This window comes from Pseudomonas sp. YuFO20 (assembly GCF_035064975.1).
GTDB classification, from domain to species: Bacteria; Pseudomonadota; Gammaproteobacteria; order Pseudomonadales; family Pseudomonadaceae; genus Aquipseudomonas; species Aquipseudomonas putida_AE.
Window position 1 is genome coordinate 12,215 of sequence record NZ_JAXDEO010000065.1, and the last position, 17,323, is coordinate 29,537.

A 17,323-nucleotide genomic window follows, 5' to 3' on the forward strand; every position below is an offset into this window, starting at 1 on the left:
CCAGGCGGGTCAAACTGAAGGGAATGCTACCGGAAAAGACTCTTGCAGGCACTCGCTATCAAGTTTTACGGGAAGCTTCCGATATCCAACAGGTATGCCGTGAACATCTGTGTGTCGGTCTTTTTGTCGTAGAAGCCAGTGGAGCCTCCCGTGCGCCAGCGTTATTTAGCCTTGCTCAGCGTGTTTGCCAGCCTTCCCGCGATGGCACTCACTTTCCAGACTCGCCTGGAGAGCATCGAGTGGACGGTCGAAGGCGACAAATTCGAATGCCGGCTGACTCAGCCGATCACCGATTTCGGCTCGGGTGAATTCGTGCGGCGCGCCGGGGAACAGGCGACGTTTCGTTTGAATGCCTACAACGCAATGATGGGCGGTGGTTCTGCCACCTTGCTGGCGGCCGCTGCACCCTGGCAGCCGGGACGCGGTGATATCAACCTGGGCACGGTGAGAATCGGCAGCGGCAACATCCTCTTCAACAGCTCCCAGGCCCAGGCCGCACGCTTGATCAGCGGCCTGATCGACGGACGCAGTCCTGTGGTCCGCCACGCCTCGGGCGATGGCCGGGTGTCGGAGGTGCGCTTGTTGCCGGTCCGGTTCACCAAGGCATTTGCCGAGTATCAGGGCTGCGTGGCCAAGTTGCTGCCGCAGAACTTCGATCAGGTCAAGCAATCCCAGATTGGCTTTCCCGGTGGCGGTATCGATCTGGATGCGGCCGCCAAGGCCAGGCTGCAAGTCATGCTGGAGTACATGAAAGCCGATCCGACGGTCAATCGCATCGAGCTTGACGGCCACTCCGATAACAGCGGCAACCGCCTGACCAACCGTGACCTGTCACGGCGTCGGGCGCTGGCGGTGATGGACTTCTTCAAGGCCAATGGCGTCCAGGAATCGCAAATCACCCTGCGTTTCCATGGCGAGCGTTATCCCCTGGCCCCCAACATCAGCAACGCCAACCGCGCGAAAAACCGCCGGGTAGCGATACGCCTGGAGCGCGGAGCCCCCGCGGAGCAGGTGGCACCCCAAGCGACGAAGCCGGCCGCTTCGGCGACTTCCTGACCCCTTGGTCATCGTCGCGCTCTCGACATAATCTGTCGCTTCGTCGTCATAAGCTGTCGCGCCACTGTAAATTATCTTGCGCGGGCGGTAGACTTGACGGCTTTCCGTAGAACCCCGTGGAGTGATGGCATGGCGGACGTAAACAAGGTCGTTCTGGCGTATTCCGGCGGCCTGGACACTTCGGTGATCCTCAAGTGGCTGCAGGATACTTATAACTGTGAAGTGGTGACCTTCACCGCTGACCTGGGTCAGGGCGAAGAGGTCGAACCTGCACGTGCCAAGGCTCAAGCCATGGGCGTGAAAGAGATCTACATCGACGACTTGCGCGAAGAGTTCGTGCGCGATTTCGTTTTCCCGATGTTCCGCGCCAACACCGTTTACGAAGGCGAGTACCTGCTGGGTACTTCCATCGCTCGCCCGTTGATCGCCAAACGCCTGATCGAAATCGCCAACGAAACCGGTGCTGACGCCATTTCCCACGGCGCCACCGGCAAGGGTAACGACCAGGTTCGTTTCGAACTGGGCGCCTACGCCTTGAAGCCAGGTGTGAAAGTGATCGCTCCGTGGCGCGAATGGGACCTGCTGTCCCGTGAAAAGCTGATGGATTACGCCGAAAAGCACGCGATCCCGATCGAGCGTCACGGAAAGAAGAAATCCCCGTACTCGATGGATGCCAACCTGCTGCACATCTCCTATGAAGGTGGCGTGCTGGAAGACACCTGGACCGAGCACGAAGAAGACATGTGGCGCTGGACCGTCTCCCCGGAGAAGGCTCCCGACAAGCCGCAGTACCTGGAACTGACCTACCGCAATGGCGACATCGTCGCGCTGGACGGCGTCGAAATGACCCCGGCCACCGTGCTGGCGACTCTGAACCGTATCGGTGGCGAACACGGTATCGGCCGTCTGGACATCGTCGAGAACCGTTACGTGGGCATGAAGTCCCGTGGCTGCTACGAAACTCCTGGCGGTACCATCATGCTGCGCGCCCACCGTGCGATCGAATCGATCACCCTGGACCGCGAAGTGGCTCACCTTAAAGACGAGTTGATGCCCAAGTACGCCAGCCTGATCTACACCGGTTACTGGTGGAGCCCTGAGCGTCTGATGCTGCAACAGATGATCGATGCGTCCCAGGCTCACGTGAATGGCGTTGTGCGCCTGAAGCTGTACAAGGGCAACGTGATCGTCACCGGTCGCAAGTCAGACGAGTCGTTGTTCGACGCCAACATTGCGACTTTCGAAGAAGATGGCGGCGCCTACAACCAGGCCGACGCAGCGGGCTTCATCAAGCTCAACGCCTTGCGCATGCGCATCGCGGCGAACAAAGGTCGCAAGCTTTTCTGAAACCTTTGACGTAATGGAATGTGTGGCCCGGTCGTCGACAGGGCCGCACATTTAAAAGGGGGGGAGTTGCTACCTGCCCGTATCAGTGTTCTTTCCCGCCTTGCTATGACTCCTCTCATCATTCCCTTCTGATCGATCGTCAAACGCTTCGGGTTGCCGTGCGTCGATGGGCAAATGTTGGTCAATGACCGTCAAACCCTGTGAATTTAAGTTGTAGGCAGCACAGAACGTTGTGCGGCAATGTTTCTTCACGTGTTTTGAAGGAGCGGCTGCGCTTTCCCTCAGTTTTGAATCCGACTCGGTACAGGTGAGGAACACCACTGCACGTGCAGCCTTTCCCGGTTCGATCTGGATGCTCTCCAACAAATGGCTGAACTCGGCCTGGCCTGTCATCCTGCGTGCATCAATCACATACAGGTCCTTCAATCGTTCGGGTAGACGTACGTGGTGATGCGCCGAAAGGGCTTTGGCAGAAACTGTTGCTGAAGGTGGGTCTTGTGCTTTCGATGGGCGGCGAGTGGATTGGTCGCCAGTGCCCGATGCCCTGGTCGGGGACTTTCGAGTCTTCTTGTTCTCGGATTGCTCGAGACCGTCCATGACTTTTATGAAGTGTTTTCCCTTCTCAAAGTCGGAGGGGGCGTAAAGCGATCGATAGTTGAAGTTGAGAGTGACAAAGAATAGCAACAGCAGATAAAAAGGAAAGCTGATCAGGAACCAGACGTAGATGTCTCTATCATCATCATCAAGAAAGGGCAGTGAAATCGCAGCTGATGTTTCAGACAGTGTTGCGAATATCGCAATCACTGTCATGGGGTTGTTTATTCTTTTTTTAATCCTGTCCATTTTAAATTCCTCGATAGCTATTGCTTGATTTTGGTTTGAATTTAATCCATCTAACGCATGTTGGGCATCCATGGTTTCTGTTTTTTAATTTATTTGATGTCGGTTAGGCGTTTTCTTGTTTACGGTTTTCTTATAATCGATGATGGGGTGATTTTTGCTGTAAGAACGAGTGGATAAGTTGTGTGTGATATTTCTGGAGTTAGTGTGGATATTGGATTATCCCAATTACCTTTGCGCGGTTGGGTAGGGCGGCACATGTCTGATCGCTGTCTGAAAATAAAACTCCGCTCATTTTTTCGTTGCAGGTCGATACAAAAAAGTAATCGCAATTGGAAAGTCAAGACTTCAAAAAAAGTTTTCTGCCTAACGATTTGCTCGATTTTTTGTAGGAAAAATCTGTGAATTTTGTAGGGAATGTCTCTCGGTGCAAGTGGTTGGGGGAGGCGACATGCCAGGGGGGAAACGACTAGGCTATTGTGCGGGCTCTAAAAATTCGAACAGCGAAATTGGACTTGCCCATGAATAAAGTGCTGATTGTGGATGATCACCCCGTCATTCGTCTTGCGGTACGAATGCTGATGGAGCGTCATGGCTACGAAGTCATTGCAGAAACAGATAATGGTGTGGATGCATTACAACTAGCCCGTGAATACATGCCGGACATTGTCATCCTGGATATAGGAATACCTAAACTCGATGGACTGGAAGTCATTGCACGACTGACCTCGGCTGCGATGCCGATGAAAGTGCTGATATTGACGTCCCAGTCACCTGGGCATTTTTCCATGCGCTGCATGCAGTCGGGAGCCGCCGGATATGTTTGTAAACAACAGGATCTCACGGAGTTGCTCAGTGCAATAAAGGCGGTATTGTCAGGCTACAGTTACTTTCCAAATCAGGCCTTGCACACTGTGCGTGCCAGTCTTGGCAACGCCAGTGAAGCCGATATGGTGGATCGTCTTTCTGGGCGGGAAATGATGGTGCTACAGCAGTTGGCCCGGGGCAAGACTAACAAAGAGATTGCTGATGGGATGTTTCTCAGCAACAAGACCGTCAGTACCTACAAGACCCGACTACTGTTAAAGCTCAATGCGCGCTCCCTGGTCGATCTGATTGAACTGGCCCAGCGTAATGGTCTGGCATGATGAGCCTGCCTCTGACGGAGTACACCAGGCGAGCGTTGATCGCGGTTCGGCACTTGGTAAAAAGCCTCCGTTTCGGGAGGCTTTTAGGTTTTACAAGTCAAAATCGTAATCGGCCAATTGCTTTTGCAGTCGGCGCTCCTCCAGCAGATTGTCGATGGTCCGGCGCTTGCTCAGGTTGGTTTTCGCTACTTCAACCACCGGCTCGGCATCATCAGCCTCTACGGGGGTGAAGTCGTCATCTACATCCAATTGCTCTTTGCCAGTGCTCATTTAGTTACTCCAGGCGAAGAAGGCCTTTGGGGCTCCTTATATCGACAATCCTGCGACGGGTAAAAAAGATTTTTTCAATCGATATATTGATAAACCCAATAGCGGCTCAATCGTCCGAGGTCTTGTGCTTGTATTCGCACAAGTCTTCGATCCGGCAACTGCCGCAGCGAGGTTTGCGGGCCAGGCAAACATAACGTCCGTGAAGGATCAGCCAGTGATGGGAGTCGAGCAGGTACTGCTTTGGCACAAATTTCATCAATTTATGCTCGACCTCAACCACATTCTTGCCGGGCGCAATGCCGGTGCGGTTGCTGACCCGAAAAATGTGAGTGTCCACGGCCATCGTCAACTGGCGGAATGCAGTATTGAGCACCACGTTGGCGGTCTTGCGGCCAACGCCAGGCAACGCCTCGAGTTCCTCACGGGTTTGCGGCACTTCGCCTGCATGACGCTCAACCAGCAGACGGCAGGTCTCGATCACGTTTTTTGCCTTGCTGTTGTACAGGCCGATGGTCTTGATGTATTCCGACAATCCTTCGACCCCCAAGGCATGAATCGTCGCCGGAGTATTGGCAACCGGAAACAGTTTTGCCGTGGCCTTGTTCACGCCGACATCGGTCGATTGCGCGGAAAGAATCACCGCAATCAGCAATTCAAAGGCTGAGGAATAGGCCAGTTCGGTCTTCGGTTCTGGGTTGTCTTCATGCAGCCTGCGGAAAATTTCCAGACGTTTTGCGGCATTCATGGGCGAAGCGTTTCCTCGAAGGCAGTCAGTTTGAGCGTGTCGGGCGGTGCCAGGCTTGCCAGGCGGCGATCAGCAATCCCAGCAGTATGAAGCCTCCGGGGGCCAGCGTGGCCAGGCGCAGGCCACCGTCAGCGGTCAGTACCCAGCCCGGCCAATCCGCGTGTGTTACAGCAGCCAGCCAGGGTAGGTGGTTGCCCAGTGTCCCGTAACCGATGAGTTCACGCAGCAGGCCCATAGCCACAATCGATGCGCCGAACAGGCCGCACAGACGCCAGCGCTCTCGCCAGGGGCTCTGGAAGAAATCGGAGCGCTCCAGTACGACACATTGCAAGGCGATCAAGCCGGTATAGATCCCGGCATGCTGGTGCCATTGCAGCGACCAGACCTGCGCGCCGAGTTCTGCGCAACTGGTCAGCGTTGCGGCAAGCAGCACGCTGGCCGACAAGTGGGTTGCCGGGAGCAGGCGCGATCGCAAGGCGTTCATGCACAGGCCGAACCCACTGATCACGACAATGAACAGCCACCACAGGCCCAGGGCATTCACCAGTGAGTCGGTGGCGCCAATCAGCGGCACGAGCATCAAGGTGTTCTGCAACCGCAATGGATTACTCATCGGAGGGGCTCCCAAGCAGTGAGGGCCGGTGCTCATCGAAATAACGCAAGGCGTCATGGGTGGCATTGACCACCGCTCTTGAGGTGATGGTCGCTCCCGCAATCTGGTCGAACTGCCCCTGGTCCTTTTTCAAGGCCCAACCATTGTCGCCCGGATCGGTTCGCGACCTGCCGGAAAAGGCTGCAAGCCAGGTATTGGGCCAGTCGGCGATTCGTGCGCCGAGCCCCGGGGTTTCCGTTTGCTTGAGGGTTTTGACCCCCAGCAGTCTGCCGTCGAGATCGATGGCGATCAGCAAATCGATGGTGCTCGCGTAGCCCAGGGTCTGGCTGCGTAAAAGCACGGCATAGGCTCGGCCGGCCTTGGTCGCCCGATAACCCGTCAGCAGCTTGCTGTTGCCCAGCGCGGTGTTGTCGAGCTTGAGCGGTTGGTCCAGCGGCTGGTTGTCGTAGCTGTCAGGCGGTAGCAGGTCGAGCAGATAACGACTGTCGATCAGGCGCTGCTCAGCCGCAATCCGTGGCGCGCTGCTGTGTTGCGCGAGATAGGTCAGGCCCGCTCCGAGGGCAGTCAGTAACGCGAGGATGGCGGCGCTCGACGCTCGGCTCATGGTGCGATCCGCTCCTGCCTGGCCGCGACCAGCCGCTCCAGCGCCGGTACACAGAGGTTCATCAGCAGCACGGCAAAGGCCACGCCGTCCGGGTAACCGCCCCAGGTGCGAATCAGATAGGTCAGCAACCCGACTCCTGCACCAAACAGCAGTCGCGCCCCGGGGCTTTTGGCGCCGGATACCGGTTCAGTGACGATGAAGAATGCGCCCAGCATGCTGGCGCCGGTGAGCAGATGAAACAGCGGCGAACCATGGGAGTCTGAGCCCGAACCGTTCCAGCACAACAGGCTGATGACGAACAGGCTGGCGAGCATGCCGACCGGCGCGTGCCAGCTGAACACTCGGCGTTGCAGCAAAAACGCGCCACCGGCGAGGTAGGCCAGGCTTACCCATTCCACACCGCGACCGCCGAAACGCCCAAAGGCCGGATTGGCCGAGAAGAGTTCGTCCATGGTCAGGCTCTTGTTGATCCGCAGGCTGTCCAGTGCCGTGGCCCGGACCCAGGCGTCCGGGCTTTGGCCGACACCGAATACTTGCTGCACACCACCCCACAGGTCCATGCCCTGGGAGGCAGGCCATTGGGTCATCTGTTGCGGAAACGTCACCATCACCAGGGCGAAACCGAGCATCGCCGGATTGAACGGATTGCTGCCGACCCCGCCATACAGGTGCTTGCCGAACACCATGGCCAGCGCGGCAGCACTGACCGTCAGCCACCAGGGACAGTAGGGCGGCAAGGCCAGGGCCAGTAGCGTGGCACTGACCAGGGCGCTGCCGTCGCTCAAGGTCGGCTTGAGCGCACGCCGGCGCAAGCGCAGTACCGCCGCTTCCGCGGCCAGCGCACTGACGCCTGCCAGTATCAGGTTGAGCAACACCCCCCAGCCGTAGAACCAGAATAACGCCAGCATCCCTGGCAACGTCGCCAGCAGAACCAGTTTCATCGCCTGTTGCAGGCGCTCGTCGACCGGTTCAAGGGGCGGCATGGGCATCCACCTGGCGTTCGGCTTCGCTCAGGGCCCGCTCAAGGGCTTCGATTTGTTCGGCGGGTGCTGCGCTGGCCTGGGCTTTCTTCAGTTCGGCGCGGCGCATGGCCAGCTGAATTTTTGCGCGTTTCAGCTCGGCGTCCTGCGCCGGAGCCGCGACGGGTGACGGGGTAGGTGGCGCACTGCGTTCCAGTTGGGCCAAAGCCTGCTCGGCGGCTTCGAACTGCTGTTGCAGGACAATCAACTGCGATTGCTGTTCGAAGGTCGGCGGATGACCGAAGGCCTTGAGCGACTTGTTCAACTGCGCCCGGCTCATCGCCAGGTCGATCTTGGCTTTTTTCAGGGCCGCATCGGCATTCGCCGCCTTTTGCGCGCGGACGCGTTCCAGGGCTGCCTGTACCGGGTCGAGGATCGTTTCGCTGGGCTGGACGACCCGTTGCGCACGGGCCTCGCGCTCGGCGGTTTTTTGTTGTTCTTCACGCTGCAAGCGGGCGTTGCGCTGCTCGAAACGGCGCCGCGCATGATCGCGCTTGGCGGCGCGTGCCCGTTGCTCTTCCAGACTGAAGGCCAGGCCACCGACAATCGGCAGCACGCTGTTCAATGGCAGCGGATGCATTTCGATGCAGTCCACCGGGCAGGGCGCCACGCAAAGGTCGCACCCGGTGCATTCGTCGATGATGACCGTGTGCATCAACTTGGCCGCGCCGACGATAGCGTCCACTGGACAGGCCTGAATGCATTTCGTGCAACCAATGCATTCGGCCTCACGGATATAGGCAATCTTCGCCGGGGCCGAGCCGCGACTGACGTCCAGCTCCAGCACCGGCACGTGCAACAGTTCGGCCAGGGCGTGGATGGTTTCACTGCCGCCGGGCGGGCACTTGTTGATCGGCTCGCCGTTGGCAATGCCGGTGGCGTACGGCTTGCATCCGGGATGGCCACACTTGCCGCATTGGGTCTGCGGCAAGAGGGCGTCGATGCGTTGAATCAGACTCATGTTTTGATCAGTCCGCTGAATCCGAGAAAGGCCACTGCAATCAGGCCGGCACCGACCAGGTCGATCGGCAGGCCGCGAAAGGGCAGGGGCACATCGTTATCAAGTGTGCGCTGGCGCAGGTCGTTGAACAGGCTCAGTACCAGCCAGAAGCCCAGCCCGGCACCGAGGCTCAAGGCTGTGGCGTGAAAAAATCCCTTGTCCTCCCGGGCGTTGAGCAATGCCACGCCGAGCACCCCGGCATTACACAGCAGCAAAGGCCAGAGGCCTTCGAAGGACAATGTCGAAAACACCCGTGCCAGCAGCTGCAACAACGGGCCGATCAGCAGCACGCTCAATGGCAGAAACACAAACAGGCGCAGCGCCGTCATCTCCAGCGGCACCAGCAACCAGTGATAGAGCGCATAGCCGAGCACCCCGGTAATCAGCATCAGGCAGGTCGTCGCGATGCCCAGGGCATGGACCTGGCGACGTTCGCTGGCCAGCAGCGGATCCACACCCAGCGGCCAGTGCAACACAAGGTTGTTGAGCAGGGCGGTGCCGATAAGCGTAAGCAGGGTTTCGGTCATGATCGTCCGTATCCGTTGCTCGATAACCCTGTAGGAGCTGCCGCAGGCTGCGATCTTTGATCTTTTTCAAAGCAAATTCAAAAGATCGCAGCCTGCGGCAGCTCCTACAAGTAATGCCCGAGTTCAGTAATAGTATGGGCCAGACATGAAAATCCCACAGTCGCGCCAGGCGCGACTGTGGGATCGGTTTACCGCAGTGCCTTACTTGATCCGCTGACCAGGCTTGGCGCCGCTGTCAGGGCTGAGCAGGTAGATTTCTTCACCGCCAGGACCGGCTGCCATCACCATGCCTTCGGAAATGCCGAACTTCATTTTCCGTGGCTTGAGGTTGGCAATCATCATGGTCAGACGACCATCGAGCTTGGACGGCTCCGGGTAGGCGCTCTTGATGCCGGAGAAGACGTTGCGTTGCTCGTCACCGATGTCCAGGGTCAGGCGCAGCAGCTTGTCGGCACCTTCCACGTGTTCGGCCTTGACGATCAGGGCGACGCGCAGGTCAACCGCGGCAAAGGTGTCGAACTCGATTTCCGGCGACAGCGGATCCTTGGCCAGCTCGCCATTACCGGCTGGTGTGGCTTCGCCGGTGTCGGTCTGGCTGGCGGTCAGGTCTTCTTTCGAGGCGTCGGTCATGGCTTGCACTTTGACCGGGTCGATACGGGTCATCAACGGCTTGAACTCGTTCAACTGATGGTTGGCGAGCAAGGTCCCGTGATCGTTCCAGGTCAGTGGCGCAACATTGAGGAACGCCTCGGCATCGGCGGCCAGCAGCGGCAGTACCGGTTTGAGGAAGATCACCAGTTGACGGAACAGGTTGACGCCGGTGGCGCAGATGGCCTGGACTTCATCCTGCTTGCCTTCCTGCTTGTTCAGCGACCACGGTGCCTTGTCGGCGATCCAGGCGTTGGCGCGGTCGGCCAGGCCCATGATCTCGCGCATGGCGCGGGCGAAGTCGCGGGCTTCATAGGCGTCGGCGATGCTTGGCGCGGCGGCCAGGAAGGCTTCGGTCAGCTCCGGCGCGGCGTTGGTCTCGACCATCACGCCGGCATTGCCCTTGTTGATGAACCCGGCGCAACGGCTGGCGATGTTGACGACTTTGCCGACCAGGTCGGAGTTGACCTTCTGCACGAAATCTTCGAGGTTCAGGTCGAGGTCGTCGACGCCACGGCTCAGCTTGGCCGCGTAGTAATAGCGCAGGTATTCCGGCGACAGGTGGTCGAGGTAGGTCCGGGCCTTGATGAAGGTGCCACGGGACTTGGACATTTTCTGGCCGTTGACGGTCAGGTAGCCGTGCACGTTGATGCCGGTCGGCTTGCGGTAACCCGCGCCTTCGAGCATCGCTGGCCAGAACAGGGCGTGGAAGTTGACGATGTCCTTGCCGATGAAGTGGTACAGCTCGGCGGTCGAGTCCTTGCCCCAGAACGCGTCGAAGTCCAGCTCCGGCGTACGGTCGCAAAGGTTCTTGAAGCTGGCCATGTAGCCGATTGGCGCATCCAGCCAGACGTAGAAGTACTTGCCCGGCTCGTCGGGGATCTCGAAGCCGAAGTACGGCGCATCGCGGGAGATGTCCCACTGTTGCAGGCCGGCATCCAGCCATTCGGCGATCTTGTTCGCCACGGCGTCCTGCAGGGTGCCGCTGCGGGTCCAGGTCTGCAGCATTTCCTGGAAGTCCGGCAGCTTGAAGAAGAAGTGCTGGGAATCCTTGAGCACCGGGGTGGCGCCGGAGATTGCCGACTTCGGATCCTTCAGGTCGGTCGGTGCGTAGGTCGCGCCGCATTTTTCGCAGTTGTCGCCGTACTGGTCTTCAGTGCCGCATTTCGGGCAGGTGCCCTTGATGAAGCGGTCGGCCAGGAACATTTTCTTTTCCGGGTCGAAATACTGCGTGATCGAGCGTTGGGCGATGTGCCCGGCGTCGCGCAGCTTGAGGTAGATCTGGCTCGACAGCTCACGGTTTTCTTCGGCGTGAGTGGAGTGGAAGTTGTCGAAGTCCACCAGGAACTCGGCAAAGTCGGCGCTGTGTTCAGCCTGGACGTTGGCGATCAGTTGTTCCGGGGTGATGCCTTCCTTTTCCGCGCGCAGCATGATCGCCGAACCGTGGGCGTCGTCGGCGCAGACATAAATGCATTGGTTGCCGCGGTGCTTCTGGAAGCGCACCCACATATCGGTCTGGATGTACTCCAGCATATGGCCGAGGTGAATCGAACCATTGGCATAGGGCAGGGCGCTGGTGACGAGGATCTTGCGTGGCTCGGACATGGGGCTCGGCTACTTGATGAAACGGAGGTCGGCCACTATAAAGCGCCGGCAAAGATATTTCACCCCTGCAAATCGTTGCCGGGCATGCCGTCCGGAAGACAGAAGGGGTAGGATACCCGCCATCTATTCCCAGTCCTGTTTTCGGAGTTGCCCATGAGCGCCGTCAATCGCGCAGCGGTGGAAGCCGTCCTTCGCCAATACACCGACCCCTACCTGAACCAGGATCCGGTCAGCGCCGGGTGCGTGCGCAATATCGAGATCCAGGGCGACCGCGTCAGCGTGCAGCTGGAACTGGGCTATGCCGCCGGTTTGTTCAAGAGTGGTTGGGCGCAGATGCTGCAAATGGCCATTGAGGGCCTTGACGGTGTCAGTACTGCCCGCATCGACATCACCAGTGTGATCGCCGCGCACAAGGCCCAGGCACAGATCCCGGGTCTGGCCAACGTCAAGAACGTCGTGGCCGTGGCGTCCGGCAAAGGCGGCGTGGGCAAGTCCACCACCGCCGCCAACCTGGCCTTGGCCCTGGCCCGCGAAGGGGCCAAGGTCGGCATTCTCGATGCGGACATCTACGGTCCGAGCCAGGGCATCATGTTCGGCATCGCCGAGGGTACCCGGCCGCAGATCAAGGATCAGAAATGGTTCGTGCCGATCCAGTCCCACGGCGTCGAAGTGATGTCCATGGCGTTCCTCACCGACGACAACACGCCGATGGTCTGGCGCGGGCCGATGGTCTCTGGCGCCTTGCTGCAACTGGTGACGCAGACCGCGTGGGGCGACCTGGATTACCTGGTCATCGACATGCCGCCAGGCACCGGCGATATCCAGCTGACCCTGGCGCAGAAAGTCCCGGTGGCCGGTGCGGTGATCGTGACCACCCCCCAGGACCTGGCACTGCTGGACGCACGCAAGGGCGTGGAGATGTTCCGCAAGGTCAACATCCCGGTGCTGGGCGTGGTGGAAAACATGGCCGTGCACATCTGCTCGAACTGCGGGCATGCCGAACATCTGTTCGGCGAGGGCGGCGGGGTGAAGCTGGCCAATCAGTATGGCGTCGAGCTACTGGCTTCGTTGCCGCTGGCAATGGCCATCCGCGAGCAGGCCGATGGCGGCAAGCCAACGGTGATCGCCGAGCCTGACAGCCCGATCGCCCTGGTTTACCAGGAGCTGGCGCGCCATGTCGGCGCACGGATCGTGTTGCAGGAGGCGTTGACGCCGGCGATGCCGAACATCAGCATCAGCGACGATTGATCGGTTGAAGAAACGCGATCCCAATTGTGGGAGCGGGCTTGCTCGCGAAGGCGGTGTGACATTCAACAGATTAGTTGACTGATCTACCGCCTTCGCGAGCAAGCCCGCTCCCACATAGGTTCTGTGTATGCCTTAAATCCGCAACCCGCCATCCAGCTCCAGAATCCGACCGGTGTAATAGTCGTTCTCGAAGATGTAAGCCGCCGATTGGGCGATTTCTTCCGGCTTGCCCATGCGCTTGAGCGGAATCCCCGACGTCATCTTCTCCAGCGCTTCAGGTTTCATGCTCAGGGTCATTTCGGTTTCGATGAAGCCCGGTGCAATGCCGGCCACGCGAATGCCGTAGCGCGCCAGTTCCTTGGCCCAGGTCACCGTCGCCGCAGCGACACCGGCCTTGGCGGCGGAGTAGTTGGTCTGGCCGACGTTGCCGGCGCGGGAAATCGACGAGATATTGATAATCGCGCCGCTGTTGTCCAGCTCGACCATTTTCGCCGCGACTTCACGGGTGCACAGGAATACGCCAGTCAGGTTGACGTCGATGACCGCCTGCCACTGGGCCAGGCTCATCTTGGTCATTTCGCCATCCTTGACCTTGAGCAGCAGGCCGTCACGCAAAATACCGGCGTTGTTGATCAGGCCATGGATCGCGCCGAAGTCGTCAGCGACCTGAGCGACCATGTGGCTTACTTGCTCTTCGTTGGCCACATTGCACAGGTAGGCGCGGGCTTCGACACCCTTGGCCTTGCAGGCGGCAACGGCGTCGTCGAGTTTTTCCTGGTTCAGGTCCACCAGCGCCAGCTTCGCGCCCCTGGCGGCGAAATACTCGGCCATGGAGCGGCCTAAACCCTGGCAACCGCCAGTGATAATGATTACTTTGTCAGTGAGTTGCATTCGTAATGCCCCGGTAGGTTTGGGTGTTTTTTCATAAGGCATCTTCTCCATCACGCCTACCTTGGCACATGAGAACTGCCCCCAATGGTCAACTGGTACCTGTGCCAGTAGCTGATCCGTTTTTACGACGGATTCTTAATAAGGAGTCATAAATTGAGCGTTGAAGCGGCTAAGAATGCACGAGAATTGCTCCTCAAGGAATACCGTGGGGTGCTCTCGACACACTCCAAATCGATGCCCGGTTTCCCGTTCGGCTCCGTGGTTCCGTACTGCCTGGACGAGCTCGGCCGGCCGCTGATCCTTATCAGCCGCATCGCCCAGCACACCCACAACCTGCAAAAGGATCCAAAATGCTCGCTGTTTGTGGGCGAGCGAGGCGCTGAAGATGTCCAGGCCGTTGGTCGCCTGACCTACCTGGCCGAGGCGCAACAGATCGAAGACGAGGCAGCCATCGAAGCCGCCGCCGAACGTTACTACCGCTATTTCCCTGATTCGCAGAGTTATCACAAGGCCCACGATTTCGATTTCTGGGTGCTCACGCCGGTGCGTCATCGCTACATCGGCGGCTTCGGCGCGATTCACTGGGTCAACGAGCTGACCCTGGCCAACCCCTTTGCCGGCAAGGCCGAGCTGAGCATGATCGAGCACATGAACGCCGATCACGCCAAGGCCATCGCGCATTACGTCGAACTGGCCGGCCTGCCGAATACCTCGCCAGCCAGGCTGGTGGGCATCGACAGCGAAGGTATGCACCTGCTGATCGGTCAAGGGCTGCATTGGTTGCCGTTCCAAGCGCCTTGTAATACGCCGACACAAGTTCGCGAAGCCTTGGTTTTCCTGGCTCACGCCGAACATTGGCCGAAAAATGCAGTGGCCGACGCTTGAATTCACGAAACGGCGACGTCATCTAAGGATTACTGGCAAGGCATTCTTGCGTTGAGGAACCATTTGATGCGCCCTTTTTTGTTGCTCTTTCTGCTGTTCCCGGTGTTGGAGCTGTTCGTATTCGTCAAGGTGGCAGGGGCGATCGGGTTTTTCCCGGCCCTGCTGCTGATCATTCTCGGCTCGATGTTCGGTGTGTTCGTGTTGCGCGTCGCCGGGCTGGCCACGGCGCTGCGTGCCCGTGAAAGCCTGAACCGCGGCGAGCTGCCGGCCCAGACCATGCTCGAGGGCCTGATGCTGGCTTTGGCCGGGGGCCTGTTGATCCTTCCGGGATTCATCAGCGACGTGATCGGCCTGGTCATGTTGCTGCCGGTCAGCCGTCGCCTGCTGGCCAATAAAATGCGCCAGCGTGCCGAGGAACAAGCGTTCCGCCAGCGTGCGTTCGCCGATGATCTTGCGCCCCGTGGCGGTCCCGCACCCCGCGAGCCGCTCGGTCGCGAGCCCAATGTGATCGAAGGCGAGTTCGAACACCGCGATACCAAGTGATACGTCACCTGCACACGGCACCTTCGGGTGCCGTGTTCGTTTTCGGGAGATCGGCGTAAAAAATTTTTCGATCCCCGCCCTTGTAATCAGCTTGTACGCCCTTATGTAACGGTCACCGCAAGGTTTCTGGCGAGCACGCCAGACAGACTTCCGCGGTTCGCTCGACGAACCGCACCCGGCACCGCCGGACTTTGTTAAACCCGCCGGGACTACACCGGCCGATGAAAACCACAATTAGGAGAGATCGACAATGAAGCTTCGTCCTCTGCATGACCGCGTCGTCATCCGTCGCAGCGAAGAAGAAAAGAAAACCGCTGGCGGTATCGTCCTGCCAGGTTCGGCTGCTGAAAAAGCCAACAGCGGCGAAATCCTCGCTGTCGGCACCGGCCGCGTACTGGAAAACGGTGAAGTGCGTGCACTGTCCGTGAAAGTGGGCGACAAGGTTGTGTTCGGTCCTTACTCCGGCAGCAACACAGTGAAAGTCGACGGCGAAGACCTGCTGGTAATGAGCGAGAACGAAATCCTCGCTGTTGTCGAAGGCTGATTACCCGCTCATTTTCCCGTTACTACAAAGTATTTAAGGAATATCGATCATGGCTGCTAAAGAAGTTCTGTTTGGCGATTCCGCCCGCAAGAAAATGCTCAAAGGCGTTAACGTCCTGGCTGACGCGGTAAAAGCGACCCTGGGCCCGAAAGGCCGTAACGTGATCATCGAGAAGAGCTTCGGCGCTCCGACCATCACCAAGGACGGCGTTTCCGTAGCCAAAGAAATCGAACTGGAAGACCGTTTCGAAAACATGGGCGCGCAGCTGGTCAAAGACGTTGCCTCCCGTGCCAACGATGACGCAGGCGACGGCACCACCACCGCTACCGTTCTGGCTCAATCGATCGTCAACGAAGGCCTGAAAGCCGTCGCTGCCGGCATGAACCCGATGGACCTGAAGCGCGGTATCGACAAAGCGACCATCGCTATCGTCAAAGAGCTGAAGGCCCTGTCCAAGCCATGCGCTGACACCAAGGCTATCGCTCAGGTAGGTACCATCTCCGCCAACTCCGACAACTCCATCGGCGACATCATTGCCGAAGCCATGGAAAAAGTCGGTAAAGAAGGCGTGATCACCGTTGAAGAAGGCTCGGGCCTGGAAAACGAACTGTCGGTTGTTGAAGGCATGCAGTTCGACCGTGGCTACCTGTCCCCGTACTTCGTCAACAAGCCAGAGACCATGGTCGCTGAGCTGGACGGCCCGCTGATCCTGCTGGTCGACAAGAAGATCTCGAACATCCGCGAAATGCTGCCAGTGCTGGAAGCCGTTGCCAAAGCCGGCCGTCCACTGCTGATCGTGGCCGAAGACGTTGAAGGCGAAGCCCTGGCGACTCTGGTTGTGAACAACATGCGTGGCATCGTCAAAGTCGCAGCCGTCAAGGCTCCAGGCTTCGGCGACCGTCGCAAGGCCATGCTGCAGGACATCGCCGTTCTGACCGGCGGTACCGTGATCTCCGAAGAGATCGGCCTGAGCCTGGAAAGCACTACCCTTGAGCACCTGGGTAACGCCAAGCGCGTGACCCTGTCCAAGGAAAACACCATCATCGTTGACGGTGCTGGCGTTCAAGGCGACATCGAAGCACGCATCAACCAGATCCGTGCCCAGGTTGCCGAGACTTCCTCGGACTACGACCGTGAAAAACTGCAAGAGCGTCTGGCCAAGCTGTCCGGCGGCGTTGCGGTGATCAAGGTTGGCGCTGGTTCCGAAGTTGAAATGAAAGAGAAGAAAGCCCGCGTTGAAGACGCCCTGCACGCTACCCGTGCAGCCGTTGAAGAAGGCGTGGTACCTGGCGGTGGCGTTGCGCTGATCCGCGCTCTGCAAACCCTGAACGATCTGAAAGGCGACAACGCTGATCAGGACGTAGGTATCGCTGTTCTGCGCCGTGCCATTGAAGCACCGCTGCGTCAGATCGCTGCCAACAGCGGTGACGAGCCAAGCGTTGTGGTCAACGAAGTCAAGAACGGCAAAGGTAACTTCGGTTACAACGCTGCGACTGGCGAATACGGCGACATGATCGAAATGGGTATCCTGGATCCTACCAAGGTCACCCGTTCCGCGCTGCAAGCTGCATCGTCGATCGGCGGTCTGATCCTGACCACCGAAGCTGCGGTAGCTGATGCACCGAAGAAAGACAGCGGCGCTGGCGGCGGCATGCCAGACATGGGCGGTATGGGCGGCATGGGCGGCATGATGTAAGCCAGCCTTACCCCTGTACTAAAAAACCCCGCCTGCGAAAGCAGGCGGGGTTTTTTATTATTGCCCGGATCAAAAGATCGCAGCCTGCGGCAGC

Annotated in this window: 18 protein-coding genes; 8 read left to right on the forward strand and 10 right to left on the reverse strand. The window is 58.8% G+C overall.

Going from position 1 to position 17,323, the window contains the following annotated elements:
* Nucleotides 1–150: 150 nt before the first annotated feature.
* A complete protein-coding gene (locus SOP85_RS26575) occupies nt 151–1,056 on the forward strand; it encodes a flagellar protein MotY (RefSeq protein WP_323628758.1) in 906 nt (301 codons plus the stop codon).
* A gap of 129 nt (nt 1,057–1,185) precedes the next feature.
* Nucleotides 1,186–2,403, forward strand: coding sequence for an argininosuccinate synthase (locus tag SOP85_RS26580; RefSeq protein ID WP_020799894.1), 1,218 nt, complete (start codon nt 1,186–1,188; stop codon nt 2,401–2,403).
* Between the two features lie 69 nt (nt 2,404–2,472).
* On the opposite strand, the gene SOP85_RS26585 is transcribed toward SOP85_RS26580, so the two are convergent.
* Nucleotides 2,473–3,246, reverse strand: coding sequence for a hypothetical protein (locus SOP85_RS26585; protein WP_274074224.1), 774 nt, complete (start codon nt 3,244–3,246; stop codon nt 2,473–2,475).
* Between the two features lie 518 nt (nt 3,247–3,764).
* Here SOP85_RS26585 and SOP85_RS26590 point away from each other — a divergent pair.
* On the forward strand, nt 3,765–4,391 hold the full coding sequence (locus SOP85_RS26590) for a response regulator transcription factor (protein WP_008057539.1): 627 nt from the start codon (nt 3,765–3,767) through the stop codon (nt 4,389–4,391).
* 90 nt (nt 4,392–4,481) lie between these two features.
* Here the strand turns inward: SOP85_RS26590 and SOP85_RS26595 are convergent, their stop codons facing one another.
* The 8 genes from SOP85_RS26595 to metG form a co-directional block, all read right to left on the reverse strand.
* Nucleotides 4,482–4,661, reverse strand: a complete 180-nt coding sequence (locus SOP85_RS26595; RefSeq protein ID WP_046819033.1) for a PA3496 family putative envelope integrity protein — start codon at nt 4,659–4,661, stop codon at nt 4,482–4,484.
* Nucleotides 4,662–4,767: 106 nt separating this feature from the next.
* Nucleotides 4,768–5,406 (reverse strand): endonuclease III, encoded by a 639-nt coding sequence (gene nth / locus SOP85_RS26600; protein WP_274074225.1) that lies wholly within the window; start codon nt 5,404–5,406, stop codon nt 4,768–4,770.
* Between the two features lie 25 nt (nt 5,407–5,431).
* Nucleotides 5,432–6,019: an Rnf-Nqr domain containing protein gene (locus tag SOP85_RS26605; protein ID WP_323628760.1), complete on the reverse strand. Its 588-nt coding sequence runs from the start codon at nt 6,017–6,019 to the stop codon at nt 5,432–5,434.
* On the reverse strand, nt 6,012–6,623 hold the full coding sequence (locus SOP85_RS26610; protein ID WP_323628761.1) for an RnfABCDGE type electron transport complex subunit G: 612 nt from the start codon (nt 6,621–6,623) through the stop codon (nt 6,012–6,014). Before SOP85_RS26610 ends, SOP85_RS26605 begins: the two co-directional genes overlap by 8 nt.
* On the reverse strand, nt 6,620–7,606 hold the full coding sequence (locus SOP85_RS26615) for an RnfABCDGE type electron transport complex subunit D (RefSeq protein WP_323628762.1): 987 nt from the start codon (nt 7,604–7,606) through the stop codon (nt 6,620–6,622). Before SOP85_RS26615 ends, SOP85_RS26610 begins: the two co-directional genes overlap by 4 nt.
* Nucleotides 7,593–8,603: an electron transport complex subunit RsxB gene (gene rsxB, locus SOP85_RS26620; protein WP_323628763.1), complete on the reverse strand. Its 1,011-nt coding sequence runs from the start codon at nt 8,601–8,603 to the stop codon at nt 7,593–7,595. Before rsxB ends, SOP85_RS26615 begins: the two co-directional genes overlap by 14 nt.
* Nucleotides 8,600–9,169: an Rnf-Nqr domain containing protein gene (locus SOP85_RS26625; protein ID WP_323628764.1), complete on the reverse strand. Its 570-nt coding sequence runs from the start codon at nt 9,167–9,169 to the stop codon at nt 8,600–8,602. Before SOP85_RS26625 ends, rsxB begins: the two co-directional genes overlap by 4 nt.
* Nucleotides 9,170–9,370: 201 nt before the next feature.
* On the reverse strand, nt 9,371–11,422 hold the full coding sequence (metG, locus tag SOP85_RS26630; RefSeq protein ID WP_323628766.1) for a methionine--tRNA ligase: 2,052 nt from the start codon (nt 11,420–11,422) through the stop codon (nt 9,371–9,373).
* Nucleotides 11,423–11,575: 153 nt separating this feature from the next.
* On the opposite strand from metG, the gene apbC reads away from it, so the two are divergent.
* Nucleotides 11,576–12,670, forward strand: a complete 1,095-nt coding sequence (gene apbC, locus SOP85_RS26635; RefSeq protein WP_323606933.1) for an iron-sulfur cluster carrier protein ApbC — start codon at nt 11,576–11,578, stop codon at nt 12,668–12,670.
* Between the two features lie 132 nt (nt 12,671–12,802).
* Here apbC and SOP85_RS26640 read toward each other — a convergent pair whose 3' ends face one another.
* Entirely contained in the window at nt 12,803–13,561 is a 759-nt protein-coding gene (locus SOP85_RS26640) for an SDR family oxidoreductase (RefSeq protein ID WP_274074233.1), read from the reverse strand.
* A 153-nt stretch (nt 13,562–13,714) separates the two neighbouring features.
* On the opposite strand from SOP85_RS26640, the gene SOP85_RS26645 reads away from it, so the two are divergent.
* The 4 genes from SOP85_RS26645 (at nt 13,715) to groL (ending at nt 17,229) form a co-directional block, all read left to right on the forward strand.
* On the forward strand, nt 13,715–14,446 hold the full coding sequence (locus tag SOP85_RS26645) for a HugZ family pyridoxamine 5'-phosphate oxidase (RefSeq protein ID WP_274074234.1): 732 nt from the start codon (nt 13,715–13,717) through the stop codon (nt 14,444–14,446).
* A 66-nt stretch (nt 14,447–14,512) separates the two neighbouring features.
* Entirely contained in the window at nt 14,513–14,989 is a 477-nt protein-coding gene (locus tag SOP85_RS26650; RefSeq protein ID WP_323628768.1) for an FxsA family protein, read from the forward strand.
* 250 nt (nt 14,990–15,239) lie between these two features.
* Nucleotides 15,240–15,533: a co-chaperone GroES gene (locus SOP85_RS26655; RefSeq protein WP_020799908.1), complete on the forward strand. Its 294-nt coding sequence runs from the start codon at nt 15,240–15,242 to the stop codon at nt 15,531–15,533.
* A gap of 49 nt (nt 15,534–15,582) precedes the next feature.
* Nucleotides 15,583–17,229, forward strand: a complete 1,647-nt coding sequence (gene groL, locus SOP85_RS26660) for a chaperonin GroEL (protein ID WP_274074236.1) — start codon at nt 15,583–15,585, stop codon at nt 17,227–17,229.
* Nucleotides 17,230–17,323: the final 94 nt, after the last annotated feature.